This window comes from Streptococcus sp. HMSC066E07, from assembly GCF_001814695.1.
GTDB lineage: Bacteria > Bacillota > Bacilli > Lactobacillales > Streptococcaceae > Streptococcus > Streptococcus hominis.
In genome coordinates this window covers 60,217-77,496 of sequence record NZ_KV817448.1, presented here as the reverse complement: position 1 = coordinate 77,496, position 17,280 = coordinate 60,217, and the positions used below count along the sequence as shown (strand labels likewise).

17 protein-coding genes are annotated in these 17,280 nt (G+C 37.4%); 11 read left to right on the top strand and 6 right to left on the bottom strand.

Going from position 1 to position 17,280, the window contains the following annotated elements:
* Nucleotides 1-9: 9 nt before the first annotated feature.
* Nucleotides 10-1,533, bottom strand: coding sequence for a 4-alpha-glucanotransferase (gene malQ / locus HMPREF2984_RS05785; protein ID WP_070670755.1), 1,524 nt, complete (start codon nucleotides 1,531-1,533; stop codon nucleotides 10-12).
* Between the two features lie 329 nt (nucleotides 1,534-1,862).
* On the opposite strand from malQ, the gene HMPREF2984_RS05780 reads away from it, so the two are divergent.
* The 6 genes from HMPREF2984_RS05780 to pulA all read left to right on the top strand — a co-directional run bounded on the left by HMPREF2984_RS05780 (nucleotide 1,863) and on the right by pulA (nucleotide 9,332).
* Nucleotides 1,863-3,125, top strand: a complete 1,263-nt coding sequence (locus tag HMPREF2984_RS05780; protein WP_070670753.1) for an extracellular solute-binding protein — start codon at nucleotides 1,863-1,865, stop codon at nucleotides 3,123-3,125.
* 73 nt (nucleotides 3,126-3,198) lie between these two features.
* The gene (locus HMPREF2984_RS05775) at nucleotides 3,199-4,494 is read left to right on the top strand and encodes a sugar ABC transporter permease (protein ID WP_070670751.1); all 1,296 of its coding nucleotides are present in this window, start codon (nucleotides 3,199-3,201) and stop codon (nucleotides 4,492-4,494) included.
* A gap of 1 nt (nucleotide 4,495) precedes the next feature.
* On the top strand, nucleotides 4,496-5,338 hold the full coding sequence (locus tag HMPREF2984_RS05770; protein ID WP_049514631.1) for a sugar ABC transporter permease: 843 nt from the start codon (nucleotides 4,496-4,498) through the stop codon (nucleotides 5,336-5,338).
* A gap of 95 nt (nucleotides 5,339-5,433) precedes the next feature.
* The gene (locus HMPREF2984_RS05765; protein WP_022525223.1) at nucleotides 5,434-6,246 is read left to right on the top strand and encodes a hypothetical protein; all 813 of its coding nucleotides are present in this window, start codon (nucleotides 5,434-5,436) and stop codon (nucleotides 6,244-6,246) included.
* Nucleotides 6,247-6,256: 10 nt separating this feature from the next.
* Nucleotides 6,257-7,243, top strand: a complete 987-nt coding sequence (locus HMPREF2984_RS05760) for a LacI family DNA-binding transcriptional regulator (RefSeq protein ID WP_003027820.1) — start codon at nucleotides 6,257-6,259, stop codon at nucleotides 7,241-7,243.
* 13 nt (nucleotides 7,244-7,256) lie between these two features.
* The gene (gene pulA / locus HMPREF2984_RS05755) at nucleotides 7,257-9,332 is read left to right on the top strand and encodes a type I pullulanase (RefSeq protein WP_070670749.1); all 2,076 of its coding nucleotides are present in this window, start codon (nucleotides 7,257-7,259) and stop codon (nucleotides 9,330-9,332) included.
* Nucleotides 9,333-9,434: 102 nt separating this feature from the next.
* Here the strand turns inward: pulA and HMPREF2984_RS05750 are convergent, their stop codons facing one another.
* The 4 genes from HMPREF2984_RS05750 to hisS all read right to left on the bottom strand — a co-directional run bounded on the left by HMPREF2984_RS05750 (nucleotide 9,435) and on the right by hisS (nucleotide 13,795).
* The gene (locus tag HMPREF2984_RS05750) at nucleotides 9,435-10,370 is read right to left on the bottom strand and encodes a YitT family protein (protein ID WP_070670747.1); all 936 of its coding nucleotides are present in this window, start codon (nucleotides 10,368-10,370) and stop codon (nucleotides 9,435-9,437) included.
* The gene (gene aspS, locus HMPREF2984_RS05745; RefSeq protein ID WP_070670746.1) at nucleotides 10,357-12,111 is read right to left on the bottom strand and encodes an aspartate--tRNA ligase; all 1,755 of its coding nucleotides are present in this window, start codon (nucleotides 12,109-12,111) and stop codon (nucleotides 10,357-10,359) included. Before aspS ends, HMPREF2984_RS05750 begins: the two co-directional genes overlap by 14 nt.
* Nucleotides 12,112-12,229: 118 nt before the next feature.
* Nucleotides 12,230-12,436 (bottom strand): hypothetical protein, encoded by a 207-nt coding sequence (locus HMPREF2984_RS05740; protein WP_003027825.1) that lies wholly within the window; start codon nucleotides 12,434-12,436, stop codon nucleotides 12,230-12,232.
* A 78-nt stretch (nucleotides 12,437-12,514) separates the two neighbouring features.
* Nucleotides 12,515-13,795, bottom strand: a complete 1,281-nt coding sequence (gene hisS / locus HMPREF2984_RS05735; protein WP_070670744.1) for a histidine--tRNA ligase — start codon at nucleotides 13,793-13,795, stop codon at nucleotides 12,515-12,517.
* Nucleotides 13,796-14,023: 228 nt separating this feature from the next.
* On the opposite strand from hisS, the gene rpmF reads away from it, so the two are divergent.
* Together rpmF and rpmG are read left to right on the top strand one after the other, a co-directional pair.
* Nucleotides 14,024-14,203: a 50S ribosomal protein L32 gene (rpmF, locus tag HMPREF2984_RS05730; protein ID WP_049533400.1), complete on the top strand. Its 180-nt coding sequence runs from the start codon at nucleotides 14,024-14,026 to the stop codon at nucleotides 14,201-14,203.
* Between the two features lie 15 nt (nucleotides 14,204-14,218).
* The gene (gene rpmG, locus HMPREF2984_RS05725) at nucleotides 14,219-14,368 is read left to right on the top strand and encodes a 50S ribosomal protein L33 (RefSeq protein ID WP_003026692.1); all 150 of its coding nucleotides are present in this window, start codon (nucleotides 14,219-14,221) and stop codon (nucleotides 14,366-14,368) included.
* Between the two features lie 78 nt (nucleotides 14,369-14,446).
* Here the strand turns inward: rpmG and HMPREF2984_RS09885 are convergent, their stop codons facing one another.
* Complete coding sequence (locus HMPREF2984_RS09885; protein ID WP_002892741.1) at nucleotides 14,447-14,632, bottom strand: hypothetical protein; 186 nt, start codon at nucleotides 14,630-14,632, stop codon at nucleotides 14,447-14,449.
* 28 nt (nucleotides 14,633-14,660) lie between these two features.
* On the opposite strand from HMPREF2984_RS09885, the gene HMPREF2984_RS05720 reads away from it, so the two are divergent.
* From HMPREF2984_RS05720 to HMPREF2984_RS05710, 3 genes are read left to right on the top strand one after another with little or no spacing between them, the layout of a single operon-like run.
* Nucleotides 14,661-15,275, top strand: coding sequence for a CadD family cadmium resistance transporter (locus HMPREF2984_RS05720; RefSeq protein WP_058669969.1), 615 nt, complete (start codon nucleotides 14,661-14,663; stop codon nucleotides 15,273-15,275).
* A gap of 11 nt (nucleotides 15,276-15,286) precedes the next feature.
* A complete protein-coding gene (cadX, locus tag HMPREF2984_RS05715) occupies nucleotides 15,287-15,625 on the top strand; it encodes a Cd(II)/Zn(II)-sensing metalloregulatory transcriptional regulator CadX (RefSeq protein WP_058669970.1) in 339 nt (112 codons plus the stop codon).
* 50 nt (nucleotides 15,626-15,675) lie between these two features.
* On the top strand, nucleotides 15,676-17,091 hold the full coding sequence (locus HMPREF2984_RS05710) for a helix-turn-helix domain-containing protein (RefSeq protein ID WP_000667638.1): 1,416 nt from the start codon (nucleotides 15,676-15,678) through the stop codon (nucleotides 17,089-17,091).
* The last annotated feature ends 189 nt before the right edge of the window (nucleotides 17,092-17,280 follow it).

The following is a 17,280-nucleotide window of genomic DNA, read 5'->3' as shown; positions in this document are numbered from 1 at the left end:
AAAAGAACGTTACAGTCCATTCTCTTTCTTTAATAATTTTTTATTTACACGACGATATGTTTTCGTCAAGCTATATAACTCTGCTTCAATCACAGGGTCCAATTCATCTGCTGTCATACGCCATGACCAATTGCCACCAATGCTTGATGGATAGTTCATGCGAGCTGAGCCGTCTAGTTCAAGCAAATCTTGCATGGTTGCAATTGCCATAAAGCTGACAGAAGCAAAGATAGTCCGTAGCATAGCATGAGGTACTGTTTCATATTCTTTACGATTAGTATATTGAGCCATATATTCACGTGTGGCATCATCAATTTCATCGCGATACCAACCAAGTACCGTGTTATTATCATGCGTACCTGTGTACATGACAGAATTGTTAGGCGCAAGATGTGGACTATCAATACTTTCAGACTCTGGATTAAAGGCGAATTGAGTGACTTTCATACCCGGGAAGCCTGTTTTTTCCCGCAAAGCAATAACTTCGTCGGTCATAAAGCCTAAGTCCTCAGCAATAATATTCAGATCACCCAACTCTTCTTTCACTGCCTTAAACAAAGCATAGTCAGGTCCCTTAACCCATTTACCAGGAGCTGCTGTATCGGAACCAGCAGGGATTTCCCAGTAAGATTCAAATCCACGGAAGTGATCAATACGCACTACATCGTAGATTTTGAAGCTTTCGCGTAAGCGTTCGATCCACCAACTATAGCCATCTTCATCCATTGCTTTCCAGTCATAAATTGGATTCCCCCAAAGTTGACCGGTCGCAGAGAATTCATCTGGCGGACATCCTGCTACACATGTAGGCTGTCCTAATTCATCTGTTTTAAAGAAATGCGGTTGCGCCCAAACATCACAGCTATCAGCTGCCACATAGATTGGCATATCGCCAACGATTTCAATATGATGTTCGTTAGCATAATTTTTCAATTCTAACCATTGTTTGAAGAAGAGATATTGCGTAACACGATGATAGGTCAATCGATCAGCTAGCTTTTCGCGATAAGTTGCCAAGCTAGACGCTTCACGATGACGTACCGCTGCATCTGGCCATTCAGTCCAAGCTTTCAAGTCGAAATGCTCTTTAATCGCCATGTATTCAACAAATACTTCAAGCCAAGACGCATTATCTGCTACAAATTTTTCATAAGCCGCTAAATCTCCGCGTTCTAAGAAACGTTTCACAGCTTTTTCCAAAACAGGCCTGCGATTGTTAAACACTTTCGCATAATCTACTTTTCTTGGATCTTGACCAAAGTCTAATCCTTCAAGATCACTTTTTACAAGCAGTCCTTCTTCAACCAGTCGATCAAAATCAATAAAATGTGTATTTCCCGCAAATGCAGAGAATGATTGGTAAGGAGAATCTCCATAACTGGTCGTGCCTAAAGGCAAAATTTGCCAGTAGCGTTGCTTTGTTCTTACCAAAAAATCCACAAAATCGTAAGCACTTTTTCCAAATGAGCCGATTCCGTATTTCCCTGGAAGAGAAGAAATATGCATGAGAACACCACTTTGACGCTCTTTCATCTTATCACCTCAATAAATTTTTCTGTTAAATTTTGCATTCATTTAACGAAAACGTTTGCGTTGATTTGATTATAACTTAATTCCGACCTGTGTGCAACCATTTTTCTAGTTTTTTTATAAAATTTTAAAATATTTTGGACAATTGAATCATTTTCTTCTATATTTTTTCAAGATTTTTGGAGTGGAAAATAAAAAATTTTCAAGATTTTTTAAAAAAGTGTTGCAACCGTTTTCTATTTGTGGTATACTTAAGCATAGTTTAAGAAAACGTTTGCGTAAACTATTTTAAATTGTTATCTTATTATTTTATTCTTTAGGAGGAATAAATCATGAAACATAAAATGTTGAAAAGTGTTGCAGTTCTTGGAACTGTAGGATTAGCTAGTTTGTTACTAGTAGCTTGCGGTAGCAAAAATAATAAATCAGCTTCTTCTGGTGATGGTAAAAACCTCACTGTTTACGTAGAAAAACAATACGAAGGCTACATGAAGAAAGCTGCTGCTGCTTTTGAAAAAGAAAATGGAACAAAAGTTACTATTAAAACTGGCGACCAACTTAAAGGTCTTGAAAATCTTTCACTTGACAACCAATCTGGCAAAGCTCCAGACGTTATGATGTCTCCATATGACCGCGTAGGTAGTCTCGGTTCGGACGGCCAACTTTCAGAAGTGAAACTTGACAAAGGTTCAATGACTGATGACACAACAAAAGCACTCGTAACTACAAAAGGTAAGACTTATGGCGCACCTGCTGTTATCGAAACATTAGTTATGTACTATAACAAAGACCTTATCTCTAAAGCTCCAACAACATTTGCTGAATTAGAAGAACTGGCAAAAGACAGCAAATATGCTTTTGCTAACGAAAATGGCAAAACAACTGCTTTCCTCGCGGACTGGACAAACTTCTATTATACTTATGGTCTTTTAGCGGGTAATGGTGGATACGTCTTTGGTAAGAACGGTACCGATCCTAAAGACATTGGACTTGCAAATGACGGTTCTATCAAAGGTGTTGAATACGCTAAAACTTGGTATGCAAAATGGCCAAAAGGAATGCAAGATACTAAAGGTGCCGCAAACTTAATTCAAACTCAATTCCAATCAGGTAAAACAGCTGCTATCATTGAAGGCCCTTGGAAAGCTGCATCATTTAAAGAAGCTAAAGTGAACTATGGTGTTGCCACTATTCCTACACTTCCAAATGGTAAAAACTATCAAACCTTTGGTGGTGGTAAAGCTTGGGTCATCCCTGCAGGATCTAAAAATGCCAAAACAGCTCAAAAGTTTGTTAACTTCTTGACTTCAACTGAACAACAAAAAGCTTTCTATGATGCTACAAACGAAGTACCTGCAAACACAGAGGCTCGTAAATACGCTGAAGGAAAAAATGATGAATTAACTTCAGCTGTTATTAAACAATTCCAATCTGCTCAACCTATGCCAAATATCTCTGAAATGAGTACTGTATGGGATCCAGCAGCAAGTATGCTCTTTGATGCTGTAAGTGGTAAAAAAGATACTAAAACCGCTGTAAATGATGCCGTTAAATTGATTAAAGATACTATCAATCAAAAATTTGGTAAAAAATAAAACAGATTGAGGTAGGATAGAACTCGATTGGCAGCACCAGTCGAGTTCTATATTTTAGAAAAAGGAGACTCTGATGACTACACAACAACAGCCACGTAAAGCATTGCTGCTCTCCCTCATCCCAGGACTTGGGCAAATTTATAATAAACAAAAAGCAAAAGGGGTTATCTTTTTAGGAGTTACCATCTTATTTTTGATTTACTTTTTCGCCATTGCTGCTCCTGAGTTAGGAAACTTAATTACTCTCGGTGAGGTGCCCGGACGCGATAACTCTCTTTTCATGTTGATTCGTGGTGCATTCCACTTTATTCTTGTCATTGTTTATTTCATCTTTTATGCTCTCAATTTAAAAGATGCTTATACTATTGCGAAACGTTGGAATAATGATTATCCAGTTCCTACGACTTTCAAAGATATGTTAAAAGGAATTTACGCTAATGGTTTTCCTTACCTATTGATTATTCCTTCATATATTGCAATGACTTTTGCTATCATTTTCCCTGTATTGGTCACTCTTTTAATCGCCTTTACAAACTATGATTTCCAACATTTGCCTCCAACCAAGCTCTTGGATTGGGTTGGCGTGACAAACTTCACTAATATTTGGCGACTTAGCACTTTCCGCTCTGCTTTTGGAGCCGTTCTTGGTTGGACTATTATCTGGGCACTGACTGCCTCAACCGTCCAAATCGTTATTGGTATTTTTACCGCTATTATTGCAAACCAACCATTTATTAAAGGAAAACGCATTTTCGGCGTTATCTTCCTACTGCCTTGGGCTGTCCCAGCATTTATCACTATCTTAACTTTCAGTAACATGTTCAACGATAGTATCGGTGCGATCAATACCCAAGTCATTCCGCTTCTTGGTAAAGTTTTGCCATTCTTAAATGGACATCTGATTCCTTGGAAAACAGATCCAACCTGGACTAAAATTGCTTTGATTATGATGCAAGGTTGGCTTGGATTCCCTTACATTTATGTATTGACACTTGGTATCTTGCAATCCATTCCAAACGATCTTTACGAAGCAGCTTACATTGATGGTGCAAATGCATGGCAAAAATTCCGCAATATCACTTTCCCAATGATTTTAGCAGTTGCTGCCCCTACACTCATCAGTCAGTATACTTTCAACTTCAACAACTTCTCTATCATGTACCTCTTTAATGATGGCGGTCCTGGTACAGTTGGTGGTGGTGCAGGTTCGACCGACATCCTCATTTCATGGATTTATCGTTTAACGACAGGTGCAGCTCCTCAATACTCAATGGCTGCTGCGGTAACACTTATCATTTCTCTTATCGTGATTTCAATCTCCATGATTGCGTTCAAGAAACTACATGCATTTGATATGGAGGATGTGTAAGATGAATAATTCTATTAAATTTAAACGCCGTTTAAACCACTTCCTAACTTATTTCTATTTAGTGGCTTTATCTATTATCATTATCTATCCTCTCTTGATCACGATTATGTCCGCTTTCAAGACAGGGAATGTCCTTGCGTTCAAGTTGGATACTGATATTAATTTCAGTTTTGAAAACTTTAGCAAGCTCTTTACCGAAACTCTTTATGGGACTTGGTACTTTAACACTTTAATCATTGCTATCTTGACAATGATTATCCAAACAAGTATAGTTGTACTAGCTGGTTACGCTTATAGTCGTTATAATTTCCTAGCTAGAAAACAAAGTCTGGTCTTCTTCTTAATCATTCAAATGGTGCCAACAATGGCTGCCCTTACTGCCTTCTTCGTTATGGCTTTGATGTTAAATGCGCTCAACCACAGTTGGTTCCTCATCTTCCTTTATGTCGGCGGTGGTATCCCAATGAACGCTTGGCTCATGAAAGGGTACTTTGATACTGTACCTATCTCGCTTGATGAGTCCGCTAAATTGGACGGTGCTGGTCACTTCAGACGCTTCTGGCAAATTGTACTGCCACTCGTTCGTCCAATGATTGCTGTACAAGCTCTCTGGGCTTTCATGGGACCATTCGGAGACTACATCTTATCTAGTTTCTTACTTCGTGAAAAAGAATTCTATACAGTTGCTGTTGGTTTACAAACCTTTGTTAGTGATGTGAAGAATTTGAAGATTGCCTACTTCTCAGCAGGTGCTATCTTGATTGCCTTGCCAATCTGTATCTTATTCTTCTTCCTACAAAAGAACTTTGTATCTGGTTTAACAAGTGGTGGCGACAAGGGATAATCTTGTCCCACCCTCTTTTATTTATAGTTGTATGATAGCCAATAAACACAGTTTATTGGTCGTCACCTGATTATAAATTTTAGAAAGAAATGCTTATGTTACCTTATCCATTTAATTATTTTTCCAGTATTTATGGTTTTAAAAAGCCTTTTGCTAATCGGAAATTGCTGACATGGTTTCAGCTGATTTTCACTAGTGTTTTTTTAATTTCCTTATCCATGATACCAATTGCGATTCAAAATTCTTCACTCAAAAGTTACCCACTCACCACTTTTGTAGACGGTGTTTTTGACTCGCTAACAAAAGAAACAATGGCTGATATTGCAGAGAACGCTAAAATAGAAAATCATCAATTTAGCTATTCTGGCCAGCAAGCAACTCACAACAGCAAAACGGGAACTGTCATTCTTGGAAAAGAGAATACAACCTTAGAAGAAAAGTTAACGCTTGCTTTTGAGCCAAAGCAATTGGTTATTAGTAAAAAAGGAAGAAAACTAGCAGAAATTCAATACCAGCATATTAATCAAGCTACTTTGAAAGATAAAGCCGCTCTGAGTGCTGCCATTTCTCAAGACTGGTTCCAACAAAATCGTGTGACAGTCAGTCTATTTTTGATTCTGATTTCAGGATTTCTATTGGCATTAAACTTCTTTATTATCCTTCTAGGTGCTACTTTTTTCCTTTATTTAACGAAAAAATCCCGTCTCTTCTCCTTTAAAACAGTCAAAGAATGCTATCACTTTGCTTTGAACTGTTTGGGATTGCCAACTTTGATTGCTGTTGCAGTAGGGTTATTGTTCGGTCAAGCCATGACCACTATGATTACCATTCAAAACATTCTTTTTGTTCTTTATCTCGTCATTATTTTCTATCGGACACATTTCCGTGATGAAAAAATGAAAAAGTAGGAGGTTTTTTATGCGAGTTACTATTAAAGAAGTTGCTAAATTGGCAGGAGTTTCGCCTTCTACCGTTACCCGTGTGATTCAAAACAAATCCAGCATTAGCGATGAAACAAAAAAAAGAGTCCGCAAGGCTATGAAAGAATTGAATTATCACCCTAATCTCAATGCACGTAGTCTTGTTAGCAGTTACACACAAGTCATTGGGATTGTTTTACCTGATGATTCAGACACTTTTTATCAAAATCCGTTCTTTCCTTCTGTTTTCCGCGGAATTGCTCAGGTGGCTTCCGAGCATCACTACGCTATCCAAATTGCAACCGGGAAAAATGAAAAAGAGCGCATGGAAGCCATTTCCCAAATGGTTCTTGGCAAACGAGTAGACGGACTCATCTTTCTCTACTCTCAAGAAAATGATCCACTAGTGAAAATGGTCAGTGAAGAACAATTTCCTTTCTTAATTTTAGGAAAATCGCTTTCTCCGTTTATTCCTTTGGTGGATAATGACAATATCCAAGCTGGATATGACGCAACAGAATATTTTATCAAAAAAGACTGCCACAATATTGCTTTTATTGGTGGTAGCAAAAGACTATTTGTAACGCAAGATCGCTATAAAGGGTATCAAAAAGCACTAGAGGATTATCACTTAGAGCTTGACCCTCAAAATACAGCCTTTGCAAATGAATTTTTGGAAGACAAAGGATATCAATTTACCAAGCGCCTTCTCAGTCATGATACAAAAATTGATGCTATTATCACAACAGACAGTATGCTGGCAGAAGGAGTTTGTAATTATTTAAATGAAAATCAATTGTCTGTTCCCACTCTAGCCTTTGACTCTATTAAACCCAAACTTGATTTAACAGCTTATGTAGACATTAACACATTAGAGCTAGGGCGGGTTTCGTTCAAGACTATTCTACAAATTATCAATGATACCAAAGAAAATCGACAAATTTGCTATCGCCAATTGATTCCACATCGCATTATCGAACGATAAAGAAAGGAAGTTTATGGCTTTCCGAACATTCCAAGCCTATTTAGATGACCAAAGTCTCATCACTATTGAGTTAGAAAAACAATTTTATGCCGAACCATTACAATTTACAATTGAAACGGTTGATCGTGCAGAAACTTTACGGATAAGAGCTGTAGGAGAACATGACAACTTCGTGCAATACCGTCTTGCTCCTCTTGAGCCGTTAGATTTAACCAGTCATTATTGGATTTACGACCAAGATCGCAATAAAACTTTCTTACAATTTCGCCATATTGTGAGAAAACCGATTTTTGACCAAACATTTACCTACAACGGAAGCGATTTAGGGGCTCATTATACTCCACAAGCAACTATTTTTAAGCTTTGGGCACCAATTTCTGAACAAGTATTGCTTCATTTGCAAAATGACATTTACCCAATGATGCTCGGAGAAAAAGGAGTTTGGCAAGCAGAAGTCTCTGGAGATTTTGATGGGGCGGCTTATTACTATCTACACAAAGTGAATGGTCATTGGGTGGAAGTACACGATCCTTATGCCTTATCTTCAGAAAGCAATTCTGGCGTTAGTTATGTTGTCAATCCAGAGAAAATTACCCGCCCAATTCACCGAGCAGCAACACAAATTCCAATAACAAAAGCTGTTATCTACGAGATGAGTGTGCGAGATTTTTCCATGCAAAAAGAAGCTGAGTTTTCTTACCCTGGTAAATTCAAATCCCTAACAGAGTCTCCGCAATTGCAAGAGCATACTTTAGGAATGGATTACATCAAACAGCTTGGAGTAACCCACATTCAGCTCATGCCTTTGTATGATTTTGGCAGCGTTGATGAAAATCATACAGAACTCGTGTATAACTGGGGCTACGACCCTATGCAATACAATCTTCCTGACGGTAGCTTTGCAACGAATCCACATGATCCTTATACAAGAATCGTTGAATTGCAAGAAGCAATCGCTACTTATCATCAAGCCGACATTAGTGTTATCATGGACGTCGTTTACAATCATGTCTACGATCCTAAAGCCTATGCTTTTGAAAAAATCGTCCCAGGCTATTTCTTCCGCTACGATCACAACGGCAATTTGACAAATGGGACTTTCTGTGGGAACGATGTGGCAAGTGAGCGGGCAATGGTTCGTAGCTATATTAAGCATTCCCTCAAACAATGGCTAACTCTTTATGGAATGGATGGCTTCCGCTTTGACCTCATGGGCATTCTAGATATGGAAACCATGAAGCAGATTGCAGAGGAATTGAAGTTTCTTTATCCAAATGTTTATTTGTATGGAGAAGGGTGGCGTATGGCTACCGGACTGGATAGCAATCGACTTGCACATCAATTCAACGCCGCTCAATTACCAAACTATGGTTTTTTCAGCGACCACTTCCGCAATACAATCAAAGAAACGATTTTAGAAGGCAGTCAAATCCAAGATCCTAAACCAATAGATACAATAGAAAATGTATTGACGGCTAATGTTGGATTAACGGAAACAGCACATTTTATTGCACCCCAGCAAGCTATCAACTACGTAGAATGCCATGATGATGCAACGGCTTTTGATTATTTTGCAATTAAAAAGCCAGATATCTCTCTAAATAAGCGGTTAGCAGATGCACGACTTGCTTTGCATATTACTTTGTTAGCTCAGGGAGTACCATTCATCCATAGCGGGCAAGAGTTTTTCCGCAGTAAAAACCTCATGGATAATACTTATAATACTCCAGACACCATCAACCGTCTTGATTGGCTACGCTCCATTGAATATGAGAAAGATGTAGATTTTATTCGCCAGTTAGTCCAATTCAGAAAAGCAAATCCGCTCCTCAGTTTGGAAACAAGAACAGAAATTAAAGATTACTGTTCTATCGAATGGCTAACTGATTCTGTGGTCGAATATAAAATTAAAGAAAAAGAAGATCAAATCACAATCCTCATTAACTTTGGAAACGAAGCATTTAGCTATCCAAATCAGGATAAACAAGCTATTTTTATCAACTACCCAGAGATCAGCCTTGACGTTCCTCTCAATACTAACAAAGATTCCTATACTGTCCCTGCAAAACAAGTTCTTGTACTTAAATAATCGTAACATCTGTTTTATTTGTCTCGCACTAAAAACCACGAGACGGACTGCAAGTCATATAACAAAAAACATCAGATTGGCTAAACAAACCAATCTGATATTTTATTCTTCTACGAAACGTCCAAGAATGTGAACATTATCTGCTACCGATACAAAAGCATGCGGATCAGTTTTACGCATAATATGTTTAAATTCATTAAATTCAGCACGCGTAATGACTGTAATCAAAACAGTCTTTTTCTCATGATTGTAAGTTCCTTCTGCACCATTAACCATGGTTGCACCACGATGCAATTTGTTATGAATTTTATCAACAACTTCTTCGGGATGACTGGTAATAATCATCGCCTGCATCTTCTTTTGCTTAGTAAAGACTGCATCTGTCACACGGCTTGACACAAAAATCGTAATCATCGAATATAGTGCATATTTCCAGCCGAAAGTCACACCGGCAATGATCATAATCATGCCATTAACCATAAAGGAAATATTTCCCACATTTCTGCCGGTTTTCTTCCGAACCGTCAAGCTGACAATATCCGTCCCCCCACTGGAAATATTGGAACGCAAAGCAAAGCCGATTCCCATTCCCATGATGACCCCACCAAACAAGGCATTGATAATCGGGTCATTTGTTAAACTCACTTCAGGAACAAACTGGATAAACAGCGAGCTCATGGAAACGGTTATAAAAGTAAATACCGTAAACTTGTGCCCAATTTGATACCAAGCCAAAATCATCAGCGGGATATTGATGAGGTAGAAAGTCACAGAAACCGGAATAGTAAATCCTAAAAAATGTGTACTTAAAGCAGCTAAAATCTGTGCCAATCCAGTCGCACCACTTGAATAAACATGTCCCGGTTGAAAGAAAAGATTCACTGCAACCGCAGATAGAAAACCATAAATGAGCGAAGCAGAAATCTTTTCATCGTATTTCTCACGAGAAATACTCTTAAGTACTCGTATCAACTTAAAATCATAGGCTAGACGGCGCAAATAATAACGCAATCGTTTGTAAATCTTACTTTTCTTCATGAGTTTCTACTTGTAAACTTAATTCTTCAAGTTGTTTGGCGTCAACTATGCTTGGTGCCTGAGTCATTGGATCACTTGCTTTGTTGTTTTTAGGGAAAGCAATCACTTCGCGGATATTTTCCTCACCAGCCAGCAACATGACAAAGCGATCGAGTCCAATTGCCAGTCCACCATGCGGCGGGAAACCATAATCCATTGCTTCTAGCAAGAAACCAAATTGATCAGTAGCTTCTTCTTCAGAAAAACCAAGGGCTTTAAACATTCGTTCTTGCAAATCTTTGTGGTTAATACGAAGACTTCCACCACCCAATTCATAACCATTCAAGACAATATCATAAGCAATGGCACGAACCCTGCTCAAATCACCTTCTAATTCATGAGCTGTGTCCGCTTGTGGAAGAGTGAAGGGATGGTGTGCACTCATATAACGACCTTCTTCTTCCGACCATTCAAACATTGGCCAATCCACAACCCAAAGGTAATTAAATTTCGATTCATCAATCAAGCCCAACTCTTTTGCCAAACGTATACGCAAAGCACCTAGTGCTGCATTGGCAACTTCTAGAGTATCCGCTACAAAAAGAACCAAATCATTGTCTTCAAGCTGTAAAGCATCTGTCAAGTCACTTGTCAAGTCTTTCAAAAACTTAGCAACTGGTCCATTTAGTTCACCTGATGCTACTTTCACCCAAGCAAGTCCTTTTGCTCCATACTGTTTTGCTTGCTCTGTCAACTTATCTATATCTTTTCGCGAATAGCTGTCAGCTGCATTTTTCACAACAACAGCTTTAACAGCTGGTGCTTCTGAGAAAACTTTGAAGTCAATTCCTTTGACAAGATCTGTCAAGTCTTGCAATAGCATCTCAAAACGTGTATCTGGTTTATCACTTCCATACAAAGCCATTGCATCATCATATTTCATTCGTGGGAATGGTAGTGTAACCTCAATCCCCTTCGTTTCTTTCATCACTCGAGCAATCAAGCCTTCTGTAATATCTTGAATTTCTTGATCAGATAGGAAAGAAGTTTCTAAGTCAACTTGTGTAAACTCTGGTTGACGGTCTCCACGCAAATCCTCATCACGGAAGCATTTTACAATTTGATAATACCGATCAAATCCAGCATTCATCAACAGTTGCTTGGTAATTTGAGGACTTTGTGGCAGAGCATAGAAATGACCTTGGTTCACTCGACTTGGTACCAAATAATCACGCGCTCCTTCTGGAGTTGACTTAGTAAGGAACGGCGTTTCCACATCAATAAATTCAAGCTCATCTAAGTAATTGCGGATAGAATGTGTTACTTTAGCTCGCAATTTCAAATTTGCCAACATTTCAGGACGACGAAGGTCTAAATAACGGTAACGGAGACGGGTATCATCATTCGCTTCAATACCGTCTTTGATTTCAAATGGAGTCGTTTTGGCCGTATTGAGAACTGTCAGATTCTCCACGTGTAGTTCAACAGCTCCCGTTGCTAATTTATCATTCGCCTGCGTACGGGCTTCTACTTTTCCAGTCACTTCAATCACATATTCGCTTCGCAAACTTTCAGCGGTTTCCATGACTTCTTTGGCTACATTTTCGGGATTGATAACTAGCTGCATTATGCCTTCACGGTCACGCAAATCAATGAAAATCAGTCCTCCCAAGTCACGACGACGGGACACCCAACCTTTCAAAGTGATTTCTTGACCAACATGTTCACTACGAACACGCCCAGCATACATTGAACGTTTCATTTTTATTCTCCAAACTTTTAATTCTTTTACTATTTTACCACAAAAGCGATGAAAAAGAAGATATGCTTTTCAAAATCTTCATATCTTAACGTAATATTTCACAAAAGAAGATGACGACTCACCTCTTACTTTCTTTGTCATATAATTCAGGATGCAAAACCTTGACCACATAACTTGATGCTAAGCGCAATAGCCCTGCTGCTAAACCAAAAATCGGTGCTAAAAACCGAAAAAAGAAATCCCCTCTTACAAAATAGGCAATTCCTCCTATAATCAAAAAAACAATTAGAAACTGAATTACAGACGGAATGATTATTTTTTTCATTGTTCTCTCCACTTCTACTTCAACATTCTACTATGTTATGAGAAAAAAGCCATTTGACTGGCTTTCTCCCTTTTTAAATTAAAACCCCAGTTGTTCAAAAATTGTTTGAAAATCTTCTTGGATCTGATTTAAATCAACCGTTAATTCTTCACGAGTGTGATTGTTTTTGACGGTAACTTGGTTACTTTCAATTTCACTTTCGCCAAGAGTTATCAACACTTTAGCAGAAAAAGTATCTGCTGACTTGAATTGCGCTTTCAACTTACGGTTTAAATAATCACGTTCAGCTGTAAATCCTTGCTTGCGAAGTGCTTGTGCAATTTCCAAAGCTTTGTTATTAGCACCGTCTCCCAAAACTGCAACATAAACGTCCAAACTATCCTCTAGCGGCAAGACTACACCCTGCTTTTCAAGAACAAGAAGCAGGCGCTCCACGCCCATTCCAAAGCCAAAACCAGCCGTTTCTGGTCCGCCAAAATAAGCAACGAGGCTATCATAGCGGCCGCCTGCACAGATTGTCAATTCATTGCCCGCCACATCTGCAGTAAATTCAAAAATCGTATGATTGTAATAATCCAATCCGCGAACCATGTTGGTATTGATAACATAAGGAATTTTTAGTGATTCCAACATCGAACGCACAGCTTGAAAATGAGTTTGGCTTTCTTCATCTAGATAATCCAGGATAGAGGGTGCATTTTCAACAGCGAGTTTATCTTCTTTTTCCTTACTGTCTAGCACACGGAGAGGATTTTCTTCCAGACGACGCTGGCTATCTTTAGAAAGACTGTCTTTCAGCGGCGTCAAATAATCAATCAATGCTTGACGGTAAGCGGCGCGACTCTCTGCATTCCCCAAACTATTCAACTGCAACGTTACACCTTGAATACCAATTTCATTGAAAAATTGAGCTGCCATGGCGATTGTCTCCACATCAGTCGCAGGATTGTTGGATCCAAAACACTCTACACCAATCTGATGAAACTCACGCAAACGTCCAGCCTGAGGACGCTCATAACGAAACATAGAGCCCATATAATAAAGTTTCACCGGCTTTTGGACTTCTGGTGCAAAGAGCTTATTTTCCACATAAGAACGTACAACTGGTGCTGTTCCTTCTGGGCGTAATGTGATATGACGGTCGCCTTTGTCATAAAAATCATACATTTCTTTGGTTACAATGTCAGTCGTGTCTCCAACAGAACGACTAATCACTTCATAATGCTCAAATAGCGGGGTGCGAATTTCTGCGTAATGATATTTTTTAAACGTTTTGCGAGCAAATTCTTCTACATATTGCCATTTGACAGACTCTTGAGGGAGAATATCCTGAGTCCCTTTCGGTTTTTGTAATTTCATAGCTTTCCTCTTCATTCATATAATATAATTATTTTACCACAAGTAACAGATTTTGAGGACAGTTTCGGTATATTTTCTCTGAAAAGCTAGCACGCTCTGCTATTTTACAAAAAGTAAAAGAAAATCTGTCAAGTAACTTTACTTTACAAAATTTTTTTGATATACTATTACAGTTGATGAAAATCAAAGAGATTGAATCGAACTTATATTAAAAGGAGAATAAAGAAAATGGCAGTACCTGCACGTCGCACTTCAAAAGCGAAGAAAAACAAACGCCGCACTCACTACAAAATTACAGCTCCATCTGTACATTTTGACGAAACTACTGGAGATTACTCACGTTCTCACCGTGTATCCCTCAAAGGATACTACAAAGGACGTAAAATCGCCAAAGCTGCAGCAGAATAATAGAAGGGAGCTATCATGCGCGTAAATATCACACTTGAACACAAAGCATCTGGTGAACGCTTGTACCTTACTTCTAAAAACAAACGCAACACTCCAGACCGTCTTCAATTGAAAAAATACTCACCAAAATTACGTAAACATGTAGTGTTTACAGAAGTTAAGTAAGGGTTTCAGTACACGTCAATAGACGTCAAAATATTGATTTTAAGCGATTTTTGATTTTTTGAAACTCATTATATCGCACTACAAATCAATAAAAACTCTACCTTTTACTCTACCTTTTTTAGATAAATATATCATCTGGATATTGAAGTTAAGCCCTGCTATCATTTCGATGGCAGGGCTTTTTAATATTTGGTACACTAACTTCTTATCTATATTTTGGTGGATTTTAAGTTGACATCTACAAAGTTTAATGTTAGAATACATTCAAAAATATATTTGAATGAGGTGTTTTATGATTCAAAATGTTGTTACTTCAATAATCCTGTATTCTGGGACAGCCGTAGATTTACTTATTATCCTAATGTTATTTTTTGCCAAAAGAAAAAGCAGAAAAGACATCATTAACATCTATTTAGGACAATTTCTAGGCTCTGTTAGTCTAATATTGCTAAGTTTACTTTTTGCATTTGTCTTAAATTATATTCCTAGTAAAGAGATTTTAGGTTTGCTCGGTTTGATTCCAATTTTCCTAGGCCTCAAAGTTTTGCTTTTAGGAGATTCTGATGGAGAAGCTATTGCAAAAGATGGTTTGCGTAAAGATGATAAAAACCTGATTTTTCTAGTCGCTATGATTACTTTTGCAAGTTGTGGTGCTGACAATATTGGTGTTTTTGTCCCATATTTTATTACCTTAAATTTAGCGAATTTGATAGTGGCTTTACTTACTTTTCTAGTCATGATTTATCTCTTGGTTTTTTCTGCCCAAAAATTGGCACAAGTCCCTTCTGTTGGAGAAACTTTGGAAAAATATAGCAGATGGTTTATTGCCGTTGTTTATTTAGGATTGGGGATGTATATCCTGATTGAAAACAACAGCTTTGACATGCTAAGGACTGTGTTCGACTAGGAGAAAAAAATATGAAAAAAGATAGTATCTGCCAAGTGAATATTATAAATCAACAAAATGTTACAACTGCAACGAACTACCTTGAAAGGGAAAAAGTCCAAAAATCACTTCGAATTTTATCAAAGTTTACCGATAATAAACAGATAAATATCATCTTTTATCTCCTTGCTGTTGAAGAACTCTGTGTCTGTGATATAGCCTGTTTACTAAATCTCAGTATGGCATCTGCCTCCCACCATCTTCGTAAACTAGCCAATCAAAACATCTTGGATACTAGAAGAGAGGGGAAAATTATATATTATTTTATAAAAGATGAGGAAATCAGAGATTTTTTTAATCAACTAGGATAACAACTATTTTTACTACTTTCTACTTTTCCATGATTATAGGGGGATTATATATGAAATTTTTTGAAGAAAATTATTCACAAGAAATACCTACTCGTATCAAAAATTTAAGAAAAAAATACAATATTACACAAAGCGAACTAGGCAATGCAGGTCAAGTTAGTCAAGTTGAAAGTGGTAAGCGACCAATTACGAGTTCGATGTTAGTTTATTTAAATGCTCTAACCGCTTCGAGCTATACGTATATCGTTTTTGGAGAGTTAGATGAGTTTATTGAGAATCTGTTTCATTATTTTTTCAGTTCTATTTTATATAGAGATTTAGAGGCTGTAGATGAAAAACTATATTCTTTCATGAGTGATGATTTAATTTCAATCCAATCAAGTTGTCTAAGTATTGCCAAGACATTTGCAAATTTCAATATTCAAAGAAAAAGATTTATGATTTCTACTGAAACTGAAATGGATACTTTTCACAAGAAAGATGACATTGACGTATGGGTTGGTGGAAAAAGTTATAACCCCGCTAGAAGTTTTAGAACCCGTACCATCAATGAATTGACTGTCATTGATTTTGAAGAAATGTTTGATATTCTTTGGTTGATGTTAGGGGATAATTTAATTAAATCATTTGAAGTTAATGTCTGTGGTATCCTATTTGAATTAGGCGGAAATGACATACCCTCAACATTTAGGCAAGAAAACATTGATCCTCTCATCAATAAATGGTGGTATGATAATGTTTCGACAGAAATTATCCCTAATCTAATAAAAAAACTCAAAGAAAATCCCTTGTTTAATATCGGATTTATGGTAAATGATATATTAGAAAGAATGTATAAAGAGAATATTCCAAAATCTTACCTTACATCCGTCCCATTAGTTATTTCTCAAAAAGGAAGAACAACCTATTCGTTTAGTATGACTGGTGGTCAACAAATAGATGGAGTGAAATTCAAACAGATATATGAGGACTATATGAAATTACTCAGTCAAGGTAAGGATATCACAGAGTTATATCAAAAATATTCTAAAGAAGAGTTGGCAAATCTAGGCATTAATATTTATCAATCCAATGATATAGAAAGGACTGAGGAAAGAACTTTTGATGAAATTATCAGTTGGGTTTCCAACCCTTATGCAACAAGACCAATTCAAGAAAGGCACACTATTCAATTAGAGCCAACAAGATTTTCACTAGAGGATAAGAAAAGAATTGAAGAAGCTGCAGCTCAAGGACTAAGCGAAATCGACCTTATTGATTTAGTTGACCTATATGATATTAATTTAGACAATACAAGCGTCAATCGCCATATTGTGGGGTTATTGACTAATAACACCCAAGTAACATACTATTTCCAAGAACAATTAAATAAGGAGTTGCTGTCAATGGCTCACGCTTTAGATAACGTACAACAGGCCTTTATTAAATTATTAAGTGAAGAGGAGATACGAAAATTTGCTCTTTAAAGACTAGGTGAATCGCCTAGTCTTTTTTTGCGCCTCGTTTTACAAATTAGTCTATTGAAGTAAAAAAAGAAGTAAAAAATAAAAGAACATTACGCCTTATACTGAATATATCAAGAAAAACTCTTGATATAAATTTTAATAGTCCAAATTGATGGCCATCAAAGGACAGATTGAAACAAATATGATGAC

Bases quoted from the DNA above. Each gene is read 5' to 3' on its own strand.
- HMPREF2984_RS05770 (WP_049514631.1), top strand. From the start codon at position 4,496: ATGAATAATTCTATTAAATTTAAACGCCGTTTAAACCACTTCCTAACT.
- cadX (WP_058669970.1), top strand. From the start codon at position 15,287: ATGAAAAAAGATAGTATCTGCCAAGTGAATATTATAAATCAACAAAAT.
- HMPREF2984_RS09885 (WP_002892741.1), bottom strand. From the start codon at position 14,632: ATGTATTCTAACATTAAACTTTGTAGATGTCAACTTAAAATCCACCAA.
- HMPREF2984_RS05750 (WP_070670747.1), bottom strand. From the start codon at position 10,370: ATGAAGAAAAGTAAGATTTACAAACGATTGCGTTATTATTTGCGCCGT.
- pulA (WP_070670749.1), top strand. From the start codon at position 7,257: ATGGCTTTCCGAACATTCCAAGCCTATTTAGATGACCAAAGTCTCATC.
- malQ (WP_070670755.1), bottom strand. From the start codon at position 1,533: ATGAAAGAGCGTCAAAGTGGTGTTCTCATGCATATTTCTTCTCTTCCA.
- HMPREF2984_RS05780 (WP_070670753.1), top strand. From the start codon at position 1,863: ATGAAACATAAAATGTTGAAAAGTGTTGCAGTTCTTGGAACTGTAGGA.
- HMPREF2984_RS05740 (WP_003027825.1), bottom strand. From the start codon at position 12,436: ATGAAAAAAATAATCATTCCGTCTGTAATTCAGTTTCTAATTGTTTTT.
- aspS (WP_070670746.1), bottom strand. From the start codon at position 12,111: ATGAAACGTTCAATGTATGCTGGGCGTGTTCGTAGTGAACATGTTGGT.
- HMPREF2984_RS05765 (WP_022525223.1), top strand. From the start codon at position 5,434: ATGTTACCTTATCCATTTAATTATTTTTCCAGTATTTATGGTTTTAAA.
- HMPREF2984_RS05710 (WP_000667638.1), top strand. From the start codon at position 15,676: ATGAAATTTTTTGAAGAAAATTATTCACAAGAAATACCTACTCGTATC.
- hisS (WP_070670744.1), bottom strand. From the start codon at position 13,795: ATGAAATTACAAAAACCGAAAGGGACTCAGGATATTCTCCCTCAAGAG.
- rpmF (WP_049533400.1), top strand. From the start codon at position 14,024: ATGGCAGTACCTGCACGTCGCACTTCAAAAGCGAAGAAAAACAAACGC.
- HMPREF2984_RS05720 (WP_058669969.1), top strand. From the start codon at position 14,661: ATGATTCAAAATGTTGTTACTTCAATAATCCTGTATTCTGGGACAGCC.
- rpmG (WP_003026692.1), top strand. From the start codon at position 14,219: ATGCGCGTAAATATCACACTTGAACACAAAGCATCTGGTGAACGCTTG.
- HMPREF2984_RS05760 (WP_003027820.1), top strand. From the start codon at position 6,257: ATGCGAGTTACTATTAAAGAAGTTGCTAAATTGGCAGGAGTTTCGCCT.
- HMPREF2984_RS05775 (WP_070670751.1), top strand. From the start codon at position 3,199: ATGACTACACAACAACAGCCACGTAAAGCATTGCTGCTCTCCCTCATC.